Annotated in this window: 19 protein-coding genes, 1 pseudogene and 1 riboswitch; of the genes and pseudogenes, 12 read left to right on the top strand and 8 right to left on the bottom strand. The window is 48.6% G+C overall.

The genetic code is table 11. The features are described from left to right. The first annotated feature begins 23 nt into the window (after window positions 1-23). Complete coding sequence (locus FYJ53_RS12765) at window positions 24-1,403, top strand: TrpB-like pyridoxal phosphate-dependent enzyme (RefSeq protein ID WP_013381293.1); 1,380 nt, start codon at window positions 24-26, stop codon at window positions 1,401-1,403. Between the two features lie 42 nt (window positions 1,404-1,445). On the opposite strand, the gene FYJ53_RS12760 is transcribed toward FYJ53_RS12765, so the two are convergent. The 4 genes from FYJ53_RS12760 to FYJ53_RS12745 form a co-directional block, all read right to left on the bottom strand. Continuing rightward, a complete protein-coding gene (locus FYJ53_RS12760; RefSeq protein ID WP_013381292.1) occupies window positions 1,446-3,953 on the bottom strand; it encodes an ABC transporter permease in 2,508 nt (835 codons plus the stop codon). Beyond that, complete coding sequence (locus tag FYJ53_RS12755) at window positions 3,946-4,626, bottom strand: ABC transporter ATP-binding protein (RefSeq protein WP_148427967.1); 681 nt, start codon at window positions 4,624-4,626, stop codon at window positions 3,946-3,948. Before FYJ53_RS12755 ends, FYJ53_RS12760 begins: the two co-directional genes overlap by 8 nt. Before the next feature lie 111 nt (window positions 4,627-4,737). Beyond that, complete coding sequence (locus FYJ53_RS12750) at window positions 4,738-5,676, bottom strand: sensor histidine kinase KdpD (RefSeq protein ID WP_073383570.1); 939 nt, start codon at window positions 5,674-5,676, stop codon at window positions 4,738-4,740. Between the two features lies 1 nt (window position 5,677). Further along, window positions 5,678-6,367, bottom strand: a complete 690-nt coding sequence (locus FYJ53_RS12745; protein WP_013381289.1) for a response regulator transcription factor — start codon at window positions 6,365-6,367, stop codon at window positions 5,678-5,680. Between the two features lie 135 nt (window positions 6,368-6,502). Between FYJ53_RS12745 and FYJ53_RS12740 the strand changes: the two genes are divergently transcribed. From FYJ53_RS12740 to FYJ53_RS12715, 6 genes are all read left to right on the top strand, one after another. Next, a complete protein-coding gene (locus tag FYJ53_RS12740; RefSeq protein WP_148427969.1) occupies window positions 6,503-7,387 on the top strand; it encodes a radical SAM protein in 885 nt (294 codons plus the stop codon). A gap of 96 nt (window positions 7,388-7,483) precedes the next feature. Further along, window positions 7,484-8,182 (top strand): response regulator transcription factor, encoded by a 699-nt coding sequence (locus tag FYJ53_RS12735; RefSeq protein WP_013381286.1) that lies wholly within the window; start codon window positions 7,484-7,486, stop codon window positions 8,180-8,182. Between the two features lie 2 nt (window positions 8,183-8,184). Beyond that, entirely contained in the window at window positions 8,185-9,108 is a 924-nt protein-coding gene (locus FYJ53_RS12730; RefSeq protein WP_148427971.1) for a sensor histidine kinase KdpD, read from the top strand. Window positions 9,109-9,197: 89 nt separating this feature from the next. After that, window positions 9,198-10,121 (top strand): ABC transporter ATP-binding protein, encoded by a 924-nt coding sequence (locus FYJ53_RS12725; RefSeq protein WP_013381283.1) that lies wholly within the window; start codon window positions 9,198-9,200, stop codon window positions 10,119-10,121. Then, window positions 10,114-10,908 (top strand): ABC transporter permease, encoded by a 795-nt coding sequence (locus FYJ53_RS12720; RefSeq protein ID WP_013381282.1) that lies wholly within the window; start codon window positions 10,114-10,116, stop codon window positions 10,906-10,908. The genes FYJ53_RS12725 and FYJ53_RS12720 overlap by 8 nt, the downstream gene beginning before the upstream one ends. A gap of 87 nt (window positions 10,909-10,995) precedes the next feature. Next, on the top strand, window positions 10,996-11,796 hold the full coding sequence (locus FYJ53_RS12715) for an ABC transporter permease (RefSeq protein ID WP_013381280.1): 801 nt from the start codon (window positions 10,996-10,998) through the stop codon (window positions 11,794-11,796). Between the two features lie 29 nt (window positions 11,797-11,825). Here the strand turns inward: FYJ53_RS12715 and FYJ53_RS12710 are convergent, their stop codons facing one another. Then, window positions 11,826-12,320 (bottom strand): class I SAM-dependent methyltransferase, encoded by a 495-nt coding sequence (locus FYJ53_RS12710; RefSeq protein ID WP_013381279.1) that lies wholly within the window; start codon window positions 12,318-12,320, stop codon window positions 11,826-11,828. 147 nt (window positions 12,321-12,467) lie between these two features. Here FYJ53_RS12710 and FYJ53_RS12705 point away from each other — a divergent pair, with 147 nt between their 5' ends. The 5 genes from FYJ53_RS12705 (at window position 12,468) to FYJ53_RS12685 (ending at window position 16,807) form a co-directional block, all read left to right on the top strand. Further along, complete coding sequence (locus tag FYJ53_RS12705) at window positions 12,468-12,974, top strand: YcxB family protein (RefSeq protein WP_013381277.1); 507 nt, start codon at window positions 12,468-12,470, stop codon at window positions 12,972-12,974. A gap of 65 nt (window positions 12,975-13,039) precedes the next feature. Beyond that, window positions 13,040-13,951, top strand: coding sequence for a DUF2268 domain-containing protein (locus FYJ53_RS12700; protein WP_013381276.1), 912 nt, complete (start codon window positions 13,040-13,042; stop codon window positions 13,949-13,951). A gap of 242 nt (window positions 13,952-14,193) precedes the next feature. Then, window positions 14,194-15,027, top strand: coding sequence for a DNA-formamidopyrimidine glycosylase family protein (locus FYJ53_RS12695; RefSeq protein ID WP_013381275.1), 834 nt, complete (start codon window positions 14,194-14,196; stop codon window positions 15,025-15,027). A gap of 88 nt (window positions 15,028-15,115) precedes the next feature. After that, a complete protein-coding gene (locus FYJ53_RS12690; protein ID WP_148427973.1) occupies window positions 15,116-15,733 on the top strand; it encodes a transglutaminase family protein in 618 nt (205 codons plus the stop codon). A 12-nt stretch (window positions 15,734-15,745) separates the two neighbouring features. Beyond that, window positions 15,746-16,807 carry an alcohol dehydrogenase gene (locus tag FYJ53_RS12685; RefSeq protein WP_207639658.1) on the top strand — a complete coding sequence of 354 codons (1,062 nt, stop codon included), beginning with the start codon at window positions 15,746-15,748 and terminating at the stop codon, window positions 16,805-16,807. Window positions 16,808-16,817: 10 nt separating this feature from the next. On the opposite strand, the gene FYJ53_RS12680 is transcribed toward FYJ53_RS12685, so the two are convergent. The 3 genes and pseudogenes from FYJ53_RS12680 to msrB all read right to left on the bottom strand — a co-directional run. Beyond that, a complete protein-coding gene (locus tag FYJ53_RS12680) occupies window positions 16,818-17,078 on the bottom strand; it encodes a hypothetical protein (protein ID WP_013381272.1) in 261 nt (86 codons plus the stop codon). Window positions 17,079-17,203: 125 nt separating this feature from the next. Continuing rightward, a complete protein-coding gene (locus tag FYJ53_RS12675) occupies window positions 17,204-19,198 on the bottom strand; it encodes an alpha-amylase family glycosyl hydrolase (protein WP_013381271.1) in 1,995 nt (664 codons plus the stop codon). 81 nt (window positions 19,199-19,279) lie between these two features. Beyond that, a pseudogene (gene msrB / locus FYJ53_RS12670) lies at window positions 19,280-19,726 on the bottom strand (peptide-methionine (R)-S-oxide reductase MsrB); the annotation flags it as partial. Between the two features lie 196 nt (window positions 19,727-19,922). After that, a riboswitch (M-box (ykoK) riboswitch) is annotated at window positions 19,923-20,081 on the top strand. The last annotated feature ends 30 nt before the right edge of the window (window positions 20,082-20,111 follow it).

The raw sequence follows: 20,111 nt of genomic DNA, 5'->3' as shown, positions 1-20,111 counted from the left end.
AACATACAGAAGGAGAAAGAACAATGGCAAAAATACCTTACCGTTTCTATTTAAGTGAAGAGGATCTGCCAAAGCAGTGGTATAACCTGCGGGCAGATATGAAGGAGCAGCCAGACCCTCTGATCAACCCAGGCACCATGCAGCCCGCGGTGGAGTCCGACCTGTATCCTGTATTCTGTGAAAAGCTGGCGCACCAGGAAATGGATGGTGAAACCCGGTATTTCGATATTCCAGAACCCGTTCAGGAAATGTATCGAATCTATCGTCCATCCCCGCTGATCCGGGCCTACAACCTGGAAAAAGCGCTGGATACCCCGGCCAAAATCTACTACAAATTTGAAGGCAACAATACCTCCGGCAGCCATAAGCTCAACTCAGCCATCGCCCAGGTGTATTACGCCAAGGAGCAGGGACTGACCAGCCTGACAACAGAGACCGGAGCCGGCCAGTGGGGAACAGCCCTCTCAGAGGCAAGCTCTTATTTCGATATCCCCCTGACCGTGTATATGGTAAAGGTTTCCTATGAACAAAAGCCCTTCAGGAAAGCCGTGATGCAGGTCTTTGACGGAAAAGTAGTGCCGAGCCCCAGTGAAACCACCGACATCGGCCGAAAAATTTTAGCGGAAAACCCGGGAACAACCGGAAGCCTCGGCTGCGCCATCTCCGAGGCCGTGGAAACCGCAGTCAAAACCGAAGGCTGCCGCTATGTGCTTGGCTCTGTTCTCAATCAGGTGCTGCTGCATCAGTCCATCATCGGCCTCGAGAGCAAAAAGGCAATGGAGATTCTGGGAGAATACCCCGATGTTGTCATTGGCTGCGCTGGCGGCGGTTCGAACCTTGGCGGTCTTATAGCGCCGTTTATGCAGGATAAGCTCACCGGAAAAGCCGATCCCAGAATCATTGCCGTCGAGCCCGCGTCCTGTCCGTCGCTGACCCGCGGCCGCTACGCCTATGATTTCTGCGATACAGGCAAGATCACCCCGATGGCGAAGATGTATACCCTGGGCAGCGGTTTTATTCCATCGGCCAACCATGCCGGCGGCCTGCGCTACCACGGGATGTCTCCGATTTTATCCAAGCTGTACCACGACGGCTATATGGAAGCCACCTCTGTAGAGCAGACCCGCGTGTTTGAAGCAGCGGTTTATTTTGCAAAAAAAGAAACCATTCTGCCAGCGCCTGAATCTGCCCACGCCATCCGCGCCGCCATGGATGAAGCCCTGCGCTGCAAGGAAACCGGCGAAGCCAAGACCATCCTCTTTGGCCTGACCGGCACCGGCTATTTTGATATGACCGCCTACTCAGCCTACCTTGAAGGCAGAATGAACGACTATATCCCAAGCGATGAGGATCTGCAGAAAGGCTTTGACAGCCTGCCGAAAATCCCGGGGATTCAAGAGTAGAGCAAGAAAAAAACAGAGACTGAAATCAGCCTCTGTTTTTTCTTATTCTGCTTCGCGTAGACGTTCCACAATACTCTGTTTGATGGTGCTCCGGTAAGAAATAACCGGAATCAGCACAGATAAGGCTAAAAGGATGGGGTAGGTGATGAGCAGCGGTGTAATGATAAAGTGGTAGGAGAAAAACCACAGGGACGCAGTAACGCCACGAAGGATAATGGCAGAGAAGAAAATGCCAAGAACCAGAGAGAACAGCATGGTTCCAAGGGCATAGTAAAGCCCCTCCAGACAGAGCATTTTCGTCAGCTGGCTTCCAGTCATACCAATGCTCTGAAGCATGGCGAACTCCCGCCGTCTGGTAATAATACTGGTCAGAATGGAATTGACAAAGTTCAGGATACCAATGAGACCAATGATAAAAGTCAGAATACCGCCGATGACCAGAATCATCTGCCGCATGCTCTCAAATTCGTTGATAATGAGCTCGCGGGATTCGTAGTCCATTGTGGGCTCGCTCTTTTCAGTATAATTTTTCAGGAAGGCTTCCATTTCACCCTCCAGGCTGTCAGATACGTCAAAGGTGTACTCCATCAGAGGCTGGTCGGGGTCAAGACTGCTGTACACCTCGGATGGGAGATAGAAGTTGTAGCCCCAGCTGCTTCGGTCCGATGCCACGTTCAGGTTTACTTTGGATTTTGCCAGCACCTCGTAAGTATGCGGCGTACCATTCTTGTCATACAGGGTAACGGGCTGGCCAAGGCTGAAAGGAGCACTGTAAGGATAGGGATTGCCGTAATCGTCACACTCATAAGCGGCAATGATGTAGTTTCCGCTAGCAAGCTTTTCAGCGTCTGCAGTTCCCTCTAAGACCGTGAGTTTATCCAGCACGAAAGGGTCCACACCGTATACAGAGGCGAAGACCTGCTCACCATTTTTGCTGTATTCGGTTTCTCCGGGAGGATTGTCCATTTTGATGTTCTGACTTTTTCCGCCAAAGACCCGCCCGCCCGCTTCAAAGCCTGGCTGAGATTCGACCAATTGGATAAAGCTATCAGACAGAGTGTTCTCAGGGCCCGTATAGTCATAATTAAAATAATCAGCGTGGGCAATAACAAAGTCTGTGTTGGCCCATCGGCTTACGTATTTTTCCATGTCCAGCCCTCTGGACAGCGTGAACACCGTGTTCAGGAGCACGAGGCTCAGAGACAGTGAAATGATTACAAGGATCGTTCTACCCCGGCTGCGGCCGAGATTAGAAAGCGCCATGCGGTAAAGCCTGCCGCCGTCTGTTGATTTTTTCTGTTTTTTTCGTTCTTTTCCACCTTCGGTATAACGAACCGCCTCAATGGGAGATACTCTTGAGGCAATGCGCCCGGGCTTGCGTGTGCTGATGAAAACTGTCACAATGGCAAACAGGGCAGAGCCGATAAAAATCAGCGGGTTCAGTGAGACATAAACGCCGTTGTCCGCGCTGTAGTTACTGGCCGATAAAAGAATGGGAATCAGGGCTTTCCCGGTGAAAAAGCCAATAATCAGACCAATAGGAATGCCGATGGCTGAAAGCAGAACAGCCTGCCGGTTAAGGATATGCCGAATCTGCCGCCCAGTCGTTCCAATGGTTTTTAACAGGCCATAAAAACGAATATCCCGGATAACAGATATCTGAAAAATATTGTAAATAATCAGATAGCCTGTGAACACAATAAGGATAATGGCAGATGAAGCTGCCAGAACAGTGGCAGGGCTTAATGAGAAGTTTGAGGACAGGTAAGCCCAGTTGACATTGGAGGCAATGTAGTCAGGCGCTTCGGAATCCGAAGCGTTGAAGCCACTCTCGGTGATCACCTGATGAAGCTTGGCATCGAGATTAAAGCTGTTTCTAAACAGAATATAGGCATTTACCACTCCGGCCATCTGGCCGTCTCCCGGGTCAGCCTGGCTGAGAATATCAGCATTTTCAGAGACAAAAGCCTGAGAGACATAAATCTGTCCGACATTAAAAACCGGGTCGCTTTCCCAGTAGCCAGAAAGAATAAAGTTACGGGTAAAAACCTGGTCCTGGATGGTGTAAGTCAGGGGAACAGTGGCGCCAACCTCGTGAGGCAGGCCCAGCATGTCGAGGGTTTTAGTATCCGTGATGATCTCATTGGCAGACTGGGGCTTCTGTCCTTCTGTCAGGCGGATACCTGCGAATTTTAAGCCTGTATCGTCTTTATACCACATCTCAGACCGGCGTTTCAGCAGTTCTGGGTTGTCTACTGAGTCTGCCATCAGGCGGTCGTAGCTGATCTCCTTAATCAGAGGATGGTTTTTGATTTTGTCAAATTCTTCATCGTTCAGGTACTTTAAAACCGCGTGCCCGTCCCCGCCGGCCTGGCGGATGGTCTGCTGCTGGAAGGTTTCCACGACACCGGTGCCCATGGTGAAAAGCGTGGTGAACAGAATGGTGGTCAGGGCAATAGCCACAATGGCGATGAGGTTGCGGAGCTTATTGGCTTTAAAGCTCTTGAGGGCAATCCTGTCCACGGCTTTTTTATTTTTGACCTTAAGCATAGCAGCCACCACCTGTGATCTGACCATCCTCGATGTGGATGATCCGGTCTGCCATCTGAGCGATTTCCTCATTGTGGGTGATCATCACAATGGTCTGATGAAAGTGCTCGCTGGTGATTTTTAAAAGACCCAGAACATCCAGACTGGTTTTGGAATCCAGATTACCGGTGGGTTCGTCGGCCAGGATAATGGCCGGCTTAGAGGCAAGGGCCCGGGCAATGGCGACGCGCTGCTGCTGGCCGCCGGAAAGCTGGCTTGGAAGGCTGTAAAGCTTGCTTTTAAGCCCGAGGATATCAATGATTTTGCTTACGTATTTTTTATCAACGGCATGGCCGTCCAGCTCGATGGGCAGGACGATATTTTCATAAACATTGAGGACTGGCACCAGGTTGTAGTTTTGAAACACAAATCCAATTTTGCGGCGTCTGAAAATGGTCAGGGCGTCATCCTTCAAATCGAAGATGTTTTTGCCATCCACCATTACGGAGCCTGATGTAGGGCGGTCCAGTCCGCCGAGCATATGTAAAAGCGTGGATTTTCCACTGCCTGAGGTGCCGACAATGGCTGAAAATGAGCCTTCTTCTATCTCAAGGGACACATTGTCAAGAGCCTTTACAGTGGTTTCACCTGTACCGTAATATTTTTTTAGCTGTTTTGTCTGTAGAATGATCATAATGACCTCCATAATTGATAGTCTGTACGGAGTAAGAACTCCATAAACAAACTATAACAAAAACTTCTTTCCATGTTCTTTCCGGAATCTTACAGTTTTGACAGATTTCATTTAAAAGGCAGAAGTTTCTTCCTTTTTTTGAAAAGAGCGTGGCAGAAAAACAGAGAAGCAGGAGCCTTTACCGGGTTCGGAGGAAACCTTGATATAGCCGCCCTGCAAGGTGATAATCTCCCGGGAGAGGTAAAGGCCAATGCCAACGCCTTCTTCCTGGCTGACTGCGGAGGAACGGTAGAAGCGGCTGAAAATCTTGGGTATTTCGTCTTCGGAAATACCAATTCCAGTGTCTGAGACATCGATTCGGCAGAATAATTCATAGGCCTGCGCGGTGACGCGAATTTCTCCGCCCGGCGGGGTGTATTTGAGTGCGTTGTCCAGAATATTATAAAGAGCCTCCGCTGTCCATTTGAGATCAAAGCAGGCGGACAGGTTCTGCGGAACATCCATAATAAGCGTGACAGAACGGTTTTGAGCTTTTTTTAATACCCCCAGCGCGGCGCTTTCTAAAAGCACATCCATGGCGGAAGTCTCGGGTGAAACCTGAACAATGCCGTTTTCAAGCCGGGAGGCCTTGATCAGTGACTGGATCAGAAAATCAAGCTTTGCGCTTTGCCGGCCAATCTCATCTGCCAGCATCTGAGCAGATTCTGGCAGGCCTGACTGTTCTGCCAGCAAGTCAGAATAAAGCCTCAGGTTGGCAATGGGCGTTTTAGTCTGGTGGGAAATATCGCCGATAAGGGTCTGGACCTGATCCCGCTCAGATACAGTGCGGCTGCTGCGGGCACGGCTGGCGCTCAGAAAATGATGAAGCTTGGTTTCAAGGGCTGAGAGGCGGCTTTCGTCAAAAGCATTTTCTTCAAAGGTGTTCTCAAGAGCGCTGTCAAGCATTTGGTCCAGACAGGTAAGGGTCCGGCTTAAGCGGAATAGGCAAAGGATAAAGAACCCGCCGAGGAGAATGGCCGATATTGAAATAAGGATAACGGCTGCGTTCATTTTACGTCACCGCCCAGGTATACCCCAGGCCATAAACTGTCTGGATATACACAGGCTTTGAGGAATTGTCCTCGAGCTTGCTGCGCAGACGGCGTATGGTCACAGAGAGGGCGTTTTCATCCACAAAGTCCATGCTGTCTCCCCAGACCTTTTCCAGCAGCAGATCTCTGGTGACTGTGGTGCCGCGGTTTGCCAGCAGCAGCTTTAACAGCTTCTGCTCCGTTTTGCTGAGCGTCAGCTCATCTTCTCCTTTTAAAAAAACCATTTGGTCAAAATCAAAAGTAAAGGCGTCGATTTTTATGCGGTTTTGCCGTTCCTTCTGGCTTCGGCGCAGCAGCGCGGCGATGCGGGCACGCAGAATCGCCAGGCTGAAGGGCTTCGTGATATAGTCATCTCCGCCGTTTTCAAGGCCGATGACCACGTCCATTTCCATATCGTTGGCGGTCAGAAAAATAATGGGAACAGCAGAACGGCGCCGTATCTCCTGGCACAGCTCCAGCCCATTGCCGTCAGGCAGATTTACATCCAGAACGATCAGGTCAAAGGTATTGTCTGTCAGTTTTTCTCTGGCCTCCTTAATGGAAAAGGCGGAAAGTGTGGTATAAGAATCGTTTTTTAAGGACAGCACAAGTCCCTGGTTCAGGGCGCGATCATCCTCAACGATGAGTATTTTTGATGGTTTGTCCGTCATAGGTACCTCCTTGTACGCAGTTCAGTATAACCAGAAAAGCAGCAAAATGCAAGAAGAAGCGCTGCAGTTCAAATATGACACGACCTGTCAGATTCTGTCTGGTATAATATAGAGAGAAAGAAAAAGGAGAAATCAATGGAAACAATACCGGCCAAAACACTGGTCACCAAGAATAAAAATACCGCGTGGTTTGGAACAGAATACAGCATGAATATTTACAGGGGCTGCTGCCACGGCTGCATTTATTGTGACAGCCGCAGCGAATGCTACCAGAATACAGATTTTGACACGGTAAAGAAAAAGCAGGACGCCCTCAGGCTCATCGCCCGTGACCTTAAAAGTAAAAAGAAAAAAGGTGTGGTAGGAACTGGCGCCATGAGCGATCCCTACAATCCCTTTGAGAGAAAGGAGCGCCTGACCAGGGAAGCGCTCAATCTCATTGACCATTATGGCTTTGGCGTGGCCATCGCGACCAAGGGGAGCCTGGTCACACGGGATATTGATCTGCTGTCGCGTATACAGAGCCACTCCCCGGTTATCTGTAAGGTCACGATCACAGCGGCGGACGATGCATTGAGCGGTATTGTCGAGCCTGGGGCCCCGCCAAGTAGCAAACGGTTTGAGGCAGTAAAAGCCCTCTCAGACGCGGGCATCTATATCGGCATTTTGCTGATGCCGATTCTTCCCTTTATTGAGGACAACACAGACAATATCCAGTCGATTGTGGAGCAGGGGGCAAAGTGCGGCGCACGTTTCATTTATCCCGGTTTTGGTGTTACCCTTAGAGATGTCCAGAGAGATTATTATTTTAATCAGCTGGACCAGCATTTTCCCGGACTCCGGCAAAAGTATATGCGGCGATACGGCAATGATTATAGCTGCGGAGCTTCCAGAGCACATGAACTTTACACGTTTTTAGAAAATGTCTGCGGTCAGGCGGGCCTCAATTTCAGGATGAAAGATATTATCAAAGACTACAAAGGCCAGTATCAATGTGAACAGCTGTCATTTCTGAGATGACACGGCGTTTCGCCGCCTTCCCTTTTTTATTTTTGTTCTTTTTTTCAGCGGAAGATGTTAGAATGAAAAGACAATCATGGACAAAAGGAGAACAAAATGAAAAATAGAATTATAATCATTGACGATGATCCTAAGCTGTGCGCCCTACTCGAAAAATGTGTCACCTGCGATGGCTTTGAAGCGGCCTGCGCCAGTGACGGCCGCGAAGGGCTTGAAAAGTTGGAGGAGGGCAGCCCGGTGCTCGTGGTGTTGGATGTAATGATGCCCGGTCTGGACGGCTTCGAGGTGCTCAGGAAAATCCGTGAAACCAGTGCGGTACCAGTATTGATGCTGACAGCCCGGGACGATAATATCGACAAGGTATACGGGCTCCGGCTCGGGGCGGATGATTATCTCACAAAGCCCTTTGATATTAATGAGTTCAGCGCCAGGGTTCATTCGCTGGTGAGGCGCTACACCATTCTCAACGGAAGCGGGGAGGAAATCCTTGGCAGGCTGAGCTTTAAAAATCTTGAAATCGATCCGGACAGGCGGCTGGTTACAGTTTGCGGCAGAGGGATTGAGCTTCAGGCAAAGGAGTTTGATATTTTGTATTATCTGGCCAAAAACAAAGGGCGCGCCCTGACAAAGAAGCAGATCTATGAGGAGGTCTGGCAGGAAGAATACCTGTATGATGACAGCAATATCATGGCGCATATCAGCAAAATACGCAGACTTATTGAGCCGGATTCCAAAAAACCGACCTATATTCAGACCATCAAGGGCGTAGGCTACCGTTTTAACGCGGAGGTGTGATCATGGAAGGATTGGAAATGCTGCTGACAGCGCTTTTGTTCCTTGCCGGCAGCGCGGCTCTTATTTTGGCAGGGAAACTCTATCAGGCACGCAAAAGCGTCCGGGATATGAATGAGGCACTTGAAGATATCCGAAACGGCAATCTGAACCGCCGTATGCTGGCAGCGCCGGATAATATTGTGGCGCCCTTTTTTTATAAAATCAACGCTATTACGGAGGGGGATCGGGATACAATCGCGGAGCTCAATGAGCGCGATCAGGCCAACCGGCAGATGATGACCAGCCTTTCCCACGACGTCCGGACGCCGCTCACCACCCTGATCGGCTATCTGGACGCTGTCCACAGCCACCTGGTTGAGGGAGCGGAGCGGGAAGAATACATCGAAACAGCCCGGGAAAAGGCCCACAGCCTCCAGATGTATGTGGATGATCTTTTTGAATGGTTTAAGCTGAACTCCAACGAGCGGGTGCTGGAAATCGCTCCGGTGAATGTGACGGAAATGACCCAGACCGTTCTGAGTGACTGGCTTCCGGTTTTTGAGCAAAATGAAATGAATTATGCTTTTTTTATCCCGGAAAAACGCATGACTGTCTCTCTGGACACAGCGGCTTACAGAAGGATTTTAAATAATCTGATACAAAACGTGGTGAGCCACAGCGGCGCTTCTGCGATTTCTGTTGGTGTAGAGGAAAAGAAAGACAGTGTGGAGATATGGGTAAAGGATAATGGAAGGGGGATACCAGCGGAGGAGCTGGACCATATTTTTGATCGTCTTTATAAATGTGACCCTGCCAGAATGGGCAAGGGCAGCGGCCTTGGGCTCTCCATTGTGGAGCAGCTGGTCCGGCTGCAGAACGGCGATATCCGTGTAATGAGCGAAGTGGGAAAGGGGACGCGTTTTCTCCTGGATTTTAAGCTGGTTTGATGAAAGACAAGGTTAAAGCAAGGTTGAGGCAAGGTTGGGGCAGGACACAGGTGGTATCATAGCAGTATCAACAGAGGAGGAACTGAACGATGAAGGAAAAATATGTTATCGCTACAAAAAATCTGACAAAGGTTTATGGCGATCAGGTCAGCGTTTCGTCTCTTGATCTGCATGTGCGCAGGGGAAAGATATATGGCCTGCTGGGCCGCAACGGCGCAGGAAAAACCACCACCATGCGAATGCTCCTGGGATTAACTGAGCCCACTCAGGGCGCTATCCGTATTTTTGGGAAAGACCCGCTTAAGGACGGTAAGGCCCTGTACCCGAGAATTGGAAGCCTGATCGAGTCGCCGGGCTTTTATCCCAACCTGACGGGAACAGAAAATTTGAGTATTTTCGCCACGCTTCGTGGCATTCCGAGGAAGGAGGCAGTTAAAGAATCCCTTGAGCTTGTGGGGCTTCCATACAAGGATAAAAAGCTTTTTTCCAAGTATTCGCTGGGTATGAAACAGCGCCTGGCTATTGCCCTGGCTGTCATGCACGACCCCGAGCTTTTAATTCTGGATGAGCCCATCAATGGCCTGGACCCCATCGGCATCGCAGAGATCCGTGATCTGCTCAAAGCCTTTGCGAAAAAGGGAAAAACCATTCTGGTATCCAGCCACATTCTTTCAGAAATTGAGCTTTTGGCCGATGATGTGGGCATTATTGATAACGGTGTGCTTTTGGAGGAGGAACGTATGTCTGTGCTCAGGGATAAAAACCAGATGTATATCCGTTTTGTTTTATCCGATACGGCTAAAGCAGCGCGGATTCTGGAAAAGGTCTTTAAAACCAATGATTTCAGTATTGACGACAGACACACGCTGCGGCTCTTTGACACCAGCCTGCGGGTTGGTACGCTGACAAAATGTTTTGTGGAGAATGAGCTGGTGGTAGACGACGCCCACACCTGTGAGGATACCCTGGAGGATTATTTCAAAAAAGTTACGGGGGGTGTCGGCATTGCTTAAGCTTGTGCGCTGTGAGTTCTTAAAGCTGAAACGCAAAAAATTTGTGATTTTTATCGTTTTGGCGGCCTGTATCATGCCTATTCCGCTTACGGCCATTGTCCTGAAAACCGGCATCGGGCAGAGCGCGGACAATGTGATGCCGCCCGCGGAAATGTATGACGGCCTGTTTGGTATGATTGTGGGCTTTGGAAATTTTATCTCCATGCCCTGCATTATCGGGATCGTGGCAGCCATGCTGTTTTACATGGAAAGGGATAACGACACGCTAAAAAATCTGCGAACCATTCCCTTAAGCAGTAATCAGATTATCGCGGCCAAGATCATTACATTGTTCATATTAGGCATTTTTTATTCCGTTGCGCTCATGGCCTCATCCATGGTGGGCGGACTGATCGGCGGCGGTATCAATGGGGTGGGCTATAAGCTGTGGATCAGCATTATGACAGGTATTCTCCTGACTGCCGGAACCCTGCCGGTGGTCATTGCCATTGTCTTTTTCAATCGGAGCTATATTTTTTCGATTCTTCTGTCCCTGGTTTATGCGGTGGGGGGCTTTGGTGTCGCGAGTACCAGCTTTACAAGCGGAAACTTCACCAATCCGCTGCTCACCATTCTGCCTGTCCCGCTCATCTGGCGCTGGCAGGTGCTGGCCATCCAGGGCGGCGCGGCCGCGGCGGCGGTCAAAGAAACGGCGGTTTCCCTGCCTTTGGCGGCCGGAGTTGTCGGTCTGATCGCGGTGCTGTCCATCGTGGGTATTCTGTTTATCTACGGAAAACGTGAAAGTTGAGGTGCGCTGTGAGAAAACTAAAGTGGATTTTGTGTGTTGCGGCGGTTTTTATTTTTATTTATTTGACCGGCGGGAGGGAGAAGAAAAATGCTGAAATTGATTAAGACAGAATTACTGAAGCTCAAGCGCTACCCCATTGTCTGGGTGGCGGCAGCCGCCATGCTCTGCGGCCCGCTGCTTTCCTGGTTTACCATCTCCATGGATACCAGCGGAACCTATGCCTTTCCGGATTTCTCAGACAATGTTATCTGGACAAATTTTGACGCGGTCAATCCTCTGGTTTTTACGCTGTTGGCAGGTTATATTATCTCCAGAGAGTGGACAGATGATACCCTTAAAAACCTGCTGACCATACCCGTCCCCTTCAGTAAGCTGCTGACCGCTAAGCTTTTGGTTATCGCGGCTCTGGTGGCGCTGTCGGGAGTCGGCAGCTTCCTGGTAACCGTACTGTTTGCCGGAATATCCGAGCTGGAAGGCTTTACGGCAAATCTGGCAGTGCAGTCGCTTGTGCAGATGGTGGTCATGAACCTGTGCGTGTATATCGCGGTACTGCCCATCATTGTTTTTACCAGTAAAAAGCCGGGCGGCTTTGTCGCGGGCGTGGGCTTTGCCTTCTTTTACGGGGTCTGCGGCGGTCTGGTGGCAGGCCACGGACTCGGAAATGTGTATCCGCTCACAGCGGGCTTTGCCCTTATTAATTACAGAATTGATCCAGGCGCCTTTTCAGAAGGCTTTGCCTATAACCTGCCCCTGTGCTGTACGGTGCTGGCGCTGACACTGGTTCTATCCATTGTGCTGATGCTGAGAACCGGTAAGCATGTGCAGAAAAACAGTCATCGGCAGAGGGCGGCGGCTGCGGCAGTTGGTTCAAAAAGCAAAAAGAGATGATGCGGCGTTTCGCCGCATCATCTCTTTTATTATTTTCTGGTGATCTTTGTGCGGGACAGATTTTCACGAATGGTGCTGCGGGTTATTTCAAACTGCTCTTTTGGCAGAATATCCTCAATATAGGGGAGGGAAGGGGCGTAAATAAAGGAGCCGCCCTTTTTAAGCGCTGTCAGAATAGATTTATAGCATTTTACCCATTCCAGGTCACTGCCGTCCTGTGCGGCCATGGCGGCAGACATTTCTTTAATAAAGGCCAGGGGGGAGAGAATACTGCCCCAGTAGTCCTTACCATAATCGACATGTAAAAAATCGGATGCGCGCGTAACATCGGTATCCTCTGCGCTGGGGTCAATGCCGCAGGCGCGGTGGCCCTGTGCGTTTAAAAAGAAGACGAGGTTCCCTGTAGCGCCGGAACCCACCACTAAAATGGGGTCTTCCAGCTTATCCATATCTAAATCCAGGAGTTCAATCTGAAAGCCTGCGGAGTATTCAGAGTTCAAATTGATGGTATTGTTGTTATCCATGATCTTTCCTTTCTGAAATTGATGATGTAAAACTTATACCCATTATAACGAATTTAGGACGGAATGCCCAGATAAAAATTAAATTTACCATTTGGGGAAAAGTTGGTGTATAATAAAGCCATTATCGAAAAAATAGAAGGATAAAAAATGAAAATTTTATTTGAAAACACAACCATTTACAGCAAAAAAATTTATCTTGAGGCGCAGGGAAAATGGTATCAGAAAAACGCTCTGAAAAAACGCTGGTTCTATTTACTTATGGCTGCTTTTTGTTTTGTTTGCGCCTATTATTATCTGTCGCGAGCGTCCTGGCCGGCAGGCGTGATATTTATAGTGATGGGAATACTGCTGGTGCTTGTCTATTTTCAGGGATACCGCTTTTCGGCAGAGAGAGCCTACAATGAGCAAAAAGATATTTTTCCGGCCAGTGGCTTCAAATGGACCATCACCAAGGATAAGATGGTTTGGAAAACAGCTGAGGCAGAACGGCCTGTTTTTTACAAACAGATTGAAAAAATCTATGAGACAGGGCATACCTTCGTGCTTGTGGCTGGCGGAAAAATGCATATTCTTGACAAGGATGGCTTTACGGCCGGCAGTGCTGCTGATTTCAAAAGTTTTTTAATGAAGAAATGTCCTCAGGCTTTTAAATAAAGCTTGACCCTTACGCGGCGTTATCCCTTAAACTGAGATTAAGACACGAAAGGAGATGACGTTTTATGAAAATCAATGCCATTTATTCTGGAAAAATTTATGAAAAGATGATGAACGCTTCTGACGGAAAAAGAGATGACCTTTACCGTTATGAGATGATGAAGCCTTTTGAGTACAAGTGGGCATGTATCAATGTGCCGATTAAGGCTGCCCGGAAAGGCGGCTACGATGTGGTGATGGCCTCTGAAATGATGGGGCTTTTCCCACCAGAAAGGGTGGATCATTCACAGAAAGAAGCGGTGGAGTGGCTTAAAGAAGAAAGTCTTTGGTCTGCCAGTGAGGAAGCGATAAAGAAATCCCTGGATTGTTTTGTAAAGGCGGGTATCGAACTGCCGGTTCAGGAATACTTTTTTACCCTTCTTCTGGCCAATCCGGATAATCCATATACACAGATGAGTGAGGGGTACTGCGGGGACGGCGGCATTCCAGGCTATATTTTGGGCTCATTGGTGCCGAGTGAAACGACGGTCGCCAGGATGCCTGCGGCCCTGGCCCATGAGTGCAACCACAATGTGCGGTTTCAATTCCAGAAATGGCGGCCGGATATTACGCTGGCCGAAATGATGGTAAGTGAGGGACTGGCCGAAAATTTTGCCGCGGCTCTCTACGGCGAAAAAGCCGTTGGTCCGTGGGTAACTAAAACAGATGCGTCAGTTTTGGAAGAGGTGATAAAACCAAAGATTGTTGAAGCCTTTGATGTAACCGGCTTTGACGGTATTACACCCTGGCTTTACGGTGACGAGATAGCAGAGATACAGCATTTCTTCCCGGTGGGGATGCCCTATTGCGCGGGGTATGCCTGCGGTTATCATATGATCCGCCATTATCTCAAAAAAACGGGCGTCCCTATTGCGGAAGCAACCCTGAAACCAGCCGCTGAGATTATGGCAGAATGTTCAGATTTTTGGGGGCATTGACAGGGAAGCCTGGCCTTTCTATGATAAAAGCAGAAAAAATAAAAGTGATGTAAGGCCGTGGACATTGTCTGTCCGCGGCCTTTTTCAATGGTTTAAAACAGAGTCCGGGGATGAGATGCTCTGCCACCGTTAATTTCAGCGGCTTTGGGCATTTATTTACTGCAAAAGAGCAAATTTCAGTGAAATATGACAAAACCTGTCAGTATTTATAGGGTATAATACAGGAAAAGAGGAGGTGCAGTATGCTGGAATTACCAGAAAGCTATACCATAGCTGGACAATTAGACGAGATCGTTAAAGGAAAACAGATTGAGCAGGTGGTTGCGGGAGCATCACCACATAAATTCGCCTTTTTTAATGGCGAGCCGGAAGCCTGCCGTGGGCAGCTTCTGGGGATGAAAGTAGACAGGGCCACGTCGTACGGCGGCTATGTTGAAATTGAATTTGGGGATAAGCGGCTTTTGCTGGGGGACGGTGTCAATATACGCTATCTGGAGGCAAAGGAAAAAAAGCCCAAAAAGCATCAGCTGCTGCTGACCTTTGAGGATGAGAGCGCTCTGGTCTTTTCGGTGGCGATGTACGGGGCAATCTGGGCATATACAGAAGGAGAAAATGACAATTATTACCATCAGGTTGCCAGAGAAAAGCCATCGCCCTTAAGCGGAGAATTTAACTGGGAATGGTTTGAAGGCATTGTGGCTGCGGCTAAGAAGAATACCAGCGCAAAGGCTCTTCTGGCAACGGAACAGCGGATTCCCGGTCTGGGCAATGGCTGCCTGCAGGATATTCTTTTTAACGCTCGAGTGAACCCCAGAACAAAGCTGGAATATCTGACGGAAGAGGAACTCAGCCGTCTGTTTGACTCTGTTAAAGCCACTCTGCATCAGATGACTGTAAAAGGAGGGCGGGATACCGAGAAGGATATTTTTGGCATGAAGGGCGGCTATAAAAGCATTTTATCCAAAAATACTTATAAAGCGCCCTGTCCGGTCTGCGGCGGTGCCATTGTCAAGGAAGCCTATCTGGGCGGCAGCGTTTATTACTGTCCAAACTGCCAGCCCAATAAAAACTGTTAAAGCAAAAGAAGTAAAAGACCGGTTGTTCCGGTCTTTCTATGCTATAATATTTTCAATAGATAGGGAAGACTAAACTTCGGGAGGCGAAATGAAACTCATACCGAAAAGCGGAAATTTGAAAGATTATTTAGAAGAAAGTTTTTATGTTAATTACAGTGACAGTACCATTGTGGATAAGTCAGAAAGCCTGTACAGGCTTTCTGAAAATAAACTGGAGTATATTGAAAAGGTTTTTCTTTTTGTTCGGGATACCATTGATCATTCCTGGGATATTCAGGGGCACAGGGTAACACGGACGGCCTCTGAGGTGTTGGAGGCTGGTGAAGGTATCTGCTATGCTAAATCGATGCTGCTGGCGGCTTTGCTAAGAGTAAAAGGGATACCGTCCGGCTTTTGTTATCAGCGTCTGACCATTGGTGACACACCGGATACCGGCCATTGTATACACTGCCTTAATGGTGTGTACCTGGAGGGAGAAAAGCTGTGGATACGTATTGACGCTCGGGGAAATACCTTTGGAAAGAATGCTCAGTTTAATAAAGCGCATCCAGAAAGGGAGCAGTTAGCTTTTCCTGTCCGACCAGAGTGTGGTGAGAAAGACTATCCAGAAATCTATGTCAGCCCGGCGCCTGCTATCATAAAGGCTCTCGAAACAAATGAGGATGCTCTTGATATGATCTTACATGGCCTGCCAGAAGCTATATGAGGGAGGAATAAAATGAAGTCAGAAAAAATGATGAAAGGGCTTGTCTGTCATAAGGACGGCGCCATCGAGCTTTTGGATATGCCGTTTCCAAAGCTTGAGGAAGACACTGATGCCATTGTCCGTGTGACACTCTCAACCATTTGCACCAGCGATCTTCACATCATGCATGGAGCAGTTCCAAGGGCTGTTCCAGAAAAGGTGCTTGGCCACGAGTTTGTGGGTGAAGTTGTTGAGGTGGGGAGAAATGTTAAAAAGTTAAAACCAGGAGCGCGCGTTGCGGCCAACTGTATCACTTTCTGCGGAGAGTGTGCGTACTGCCGGCAGGGCTTTATCAACAACTGTGAAAAAGGAGGCTGGGAGCTGGGATGCCGGATTGATGGCTGCCAGGCCGAATATGTAAGAGTCCCCTTTGCAGATATGGGGCTGACTGAAATACCAGATACCGTCACCGACAAAGAGGCGTTGCTGCTGGGAGATATTTTGTCAAGCGGCTACTTCGGGGCGGAGCTCTGTGAGATAAAACCTGGTGATACCATTGCGGTTATCGGAGCCGGACCGGTGGGGCTCTGTGCCATGGGCTGCGCGCGGCTGTTTGGCGCCGCCCGGATTATCGCATTGGATATCCAGGATGAACGTCTGAAATTGGCGGTAAAGCAGGGATTGGCAGATGAGACCGTCAACCCGTTTTCAGAGGACGCTGAGAAGGCGGTTGCAGCCTTAACGGATGGCCGCGGGGCAGACGGTGTGATCGAGGCAGCTGGCGGCGAGAACACATTTGAGCTGGCCTGGAAACTGGCGCGGCCCAACGCTGTCGTCGCCCTGATTGCCATGTACGAAAAGGCTCAGACACTTCCGCTTGAAAAGATGTATGGAAAAAATCTGATTTTCAAAACCGGCGGCGTAGACGCTGTGCATTGTGAGCGCCTTATGAAGCTTATTGAGGCCGGACGGGTCAATACAGAATTCCTCATAACGCACGAGGCCCCTCTCAATGATATTTTAGAGGGTTACCGTATATTTGAGAAGAAGCTGGATCACTGCATTAAATGGGCAGTGACACCTTATCAACGCTAGCTTTGGTTATTTATAGATATTCGAGTATACCATATGGAGTAAGAACGATGGCGCCAGCAACGATAAGCTGTTCAGTGCCCTTTTGCAAAGCGCTGAGAGAGTCACAGCCACCGTCTTCTTCCAGCATCAGGGCATAACCTTCTTTCTGCATGCCAGGGTACAGAATAAAGTCTACGCCTTCCTGCTTTATCGAAAGCTTAGGATCAACCGCAGCGATGATTTTTTCCTTGAGCATGTTTTTCTCATTGGAAGATAAACTAAAAGTTTTCATAAAAGCGCTCCTTTCACAATAAGGAAATGATGCGGCGTAACGCCACATCATCTCCTGCAACTATAACATGTGTGGGATCAAAATACAAGAAAGTGCGGATTGCGCATTGTAATATCCGTTTTTTCTTAGCGTGCCGGGGCGTAGACGGCGGCTGAGCGTTTTGGAATATATAGGGTGGTAAGCCGACCGGGGCAGTTTGCCTTAGCGTCAATGAGGTCAGGCTCTGTGTCCATCCAGCCGCCGAAATCGCGGGATTCTGTGTTGAGAAGGGGCTGATAGCCGTTGCTGTCAGGAAGTGGGATGAAGCCATTGAAATCTTTTGTGGGATGGAAATTAAAGGCGAAGAGGTAAGGCCCCTTTGAATAGAGCAGCAGTTTTGCCCAGGTGTCAATGAGCAGAAGCTCAGACGGATATTCAAGCAGCTTTGTCTCCTTGACAAAATGAATCATGGCTCTGTCAAAATCCTGGAGATAGCGGTATCGAAGGTTGGTGTCTTCTGCCAGATGCCACTGCCGGCGGGCATACTGGTAGCTCCAGCCGTTTTCCTCCCGGGGAAAATCGATCCATTCGGGATGCCCAAACTCGTTGCCCATAAAGTTCATATAGCCTTCGCCAGCGCAGGTACAGGTGATCAGCCGGATCATTTTATGTAAAGCCAAGGCGCGTTCAATAACAGGGTTCTGGTTAAAAACATTCATATCGCTGTACATATCCTGATCAGCCAGCCAGAACATGATGGTTTTATCACCGACAATGGCTTGATCGTGTGATTCAGCATAGCCAATGACCTTTTCACCCGGCCGCCGCTGTGTAAGCTCATGCCAGAGTGCGTTTAAATCCCAGTCCTCGTCTCTTAAATCCCTTAATGTATGAATCCAGAAATCAGGGAGGCCCATGCCCAGCCGGTAGTCAAAGCCAAGGCCGCCCTGGGAGACGGGAAGTGCCATGCCGGGAAGCCCGCTCATATCCTCAGCGATGAGGAAACAATCCGGCTTTATTTCCTTTGCAAGGGCAGAAGCCATCTGGAGATAGGTAAGACCGGACATATCCGTATTGGATGAAAAGTACTGATCGTATGAATTAAAGTTTACGCCAAGGCCATGGTTATGGTACAGTATAGAGGTAACACCGTCAAAACGGAAGCCGTCAAAATGGTATTCGTCCAGCCAGAATTTTATATTGGACAAGAGAAAATGGAGAACCTCGGGCTTATCGTAATTAAAAACCTTTGAACCCCAGGCAGGATGATCGCCCTCCGGGCCGGCGTGAAAAAACTGATAGTCCGTTCCGTCAAATTCTCCGATACCGTCCAGAACATTGCGTGAGGCGTGGGAGTGCACTAAATCGAGGATAACCGCGATACCGAGATGGTGCGCTGTGTCAATGAGCGCCTTTAAGTCCTCGGGAGTACCAAAGCGGGAGGAAACCGCAAAGAAATTAGAAACCTGATAGCCAAAGGAGGCGTAATAAGGGTGCTCCATGATCGCCATAAGCTGGACAGCATTGTAGCCAAGTCCGGCAATATGAGGCAGCGTGTTTTGTGTAAACTCTTTGAAGGTCGAGACCTCTGGAGACTCTCCGGCGATGCCGATGTGAGCTTCATAGATGAGCGGCGGCACGGATTGATCGGGGTGAAAGGCCTTATCATGCCATTTGTAAGGCTGTTCGGGATTCCAGATCTGCCCGTCAAAAGCAAAGGTGTTTTTATCCTGTATCACACGCTTACAGTAGAGCGGTACCCGGTCAAAGGACTGATCCTTGGTTTTAATATGTACTTTAACCCGTGAGCCATGTGGCAGCGCTTTTTTTCCGGGGAGAAAGACTTCCCATCTGCCGCTGCCCAAAGGCTTTAGGGGGGTAGCGTCTCTGTCCCATCCGTTAAAATCACCAATGAGAAAAACAGACTTGGCGTTCGGAGCCCACTCACGGTATACCCACCCCTCGGCCTTTTGGTGAAAGCCGAAATAGAGGTAACCGTCTGCAAAATCAGAAAGGCTCTTTTTATTCTTTAAAAGAGCCTTTTTTTTCATATTAAACCGGTTGTTTCGCCATTCGATTGCAGATTTATAGCGTTCTAAATAGGGATCTATGTTTAAAATTTCTAAATTATCTGAAGACATTTAATCAACTCCTTAACTTGCTTTATAAATACCCTTTTGAGTAAAAAATAAAACAACTGAGAGAAGAATTATAGTCTGAAATTATGCTAAAACAGAAAGAAGCCAGCCATAGCCCTCCGCCTCCATTTGATCCTTTGGAATAAACCTGAGCGCAGCACTGTTGATGCAGTAGCGTTCACCGCCAAGGTCAGCGGGTCCGTCCTCAAAGACATGTCCTAGGTGTGCGTCGCCCGTCCGGCTGCGCACTTCTGTCCGGACCATACCGTAGCTGGTATCTTTATGCTTACGGATCGTGTCCGGATCAATGGGCTTTGAAAAAGAAGGCCATCCACATCCGGCGTCAAATTTATCAGATGAAGAAAAAAGAGGTTCGCCGGTGGTGATGTCCACATAAATTCCCGGTTCAAATTGATCCCAGTATTCGCCGGCAAAGGCGCGCTCAGTCATGCTGTTTTGTGTCACCTCATAGGCTTCGGGCGATAGCGTCTCTTTTAAGGACTGGTCGTCAGGCTTTTTATATGTATCTGGTACTTTAGCTGATTTTAGAGTATGTTGTTTCATCATAAAACCTCCTTACATGCGATGATTTGATTATACCCAATTCGACACAAAGCATGCTTAAATGAAACAATTGAGAGGCTAATGAGATATTTCTGTTGACAAACTTAAGAAATCAATAAGCAGCTTGACAAAGTGAAACAAAAGAAGTAAAATAGCAAAGAAATAAATATTTCGGTAGGTGAGGCTACCACAGGGATATGGATTACTGCCGCAAACTAGTGGAGACACTACAAGATGGTCAACAGTTTATGTCGAACGCAAGGCATTGACTAATGTAATTTCACCGCCCTGTGAAGCTAAAGCTTGAACGGTGAATAGATTAAGAGACGATTTTTTGATAGGTTGTCCTCTG

The sequence above is a fragment of the Eubacterium sp. BL-380-WT-2B genome (genome assembly GCF_009696115.1).
GTDB classification, from domain to species: domain Bacteria; phylum Bacillota; class Clostridia; order Eubacteriales; family Eubacteriaceae; genus Eubacterium; species Eubacterium callanderi.
This window is presented reverse-complemented; position numbering and strand designations above follow the sequence as displayed.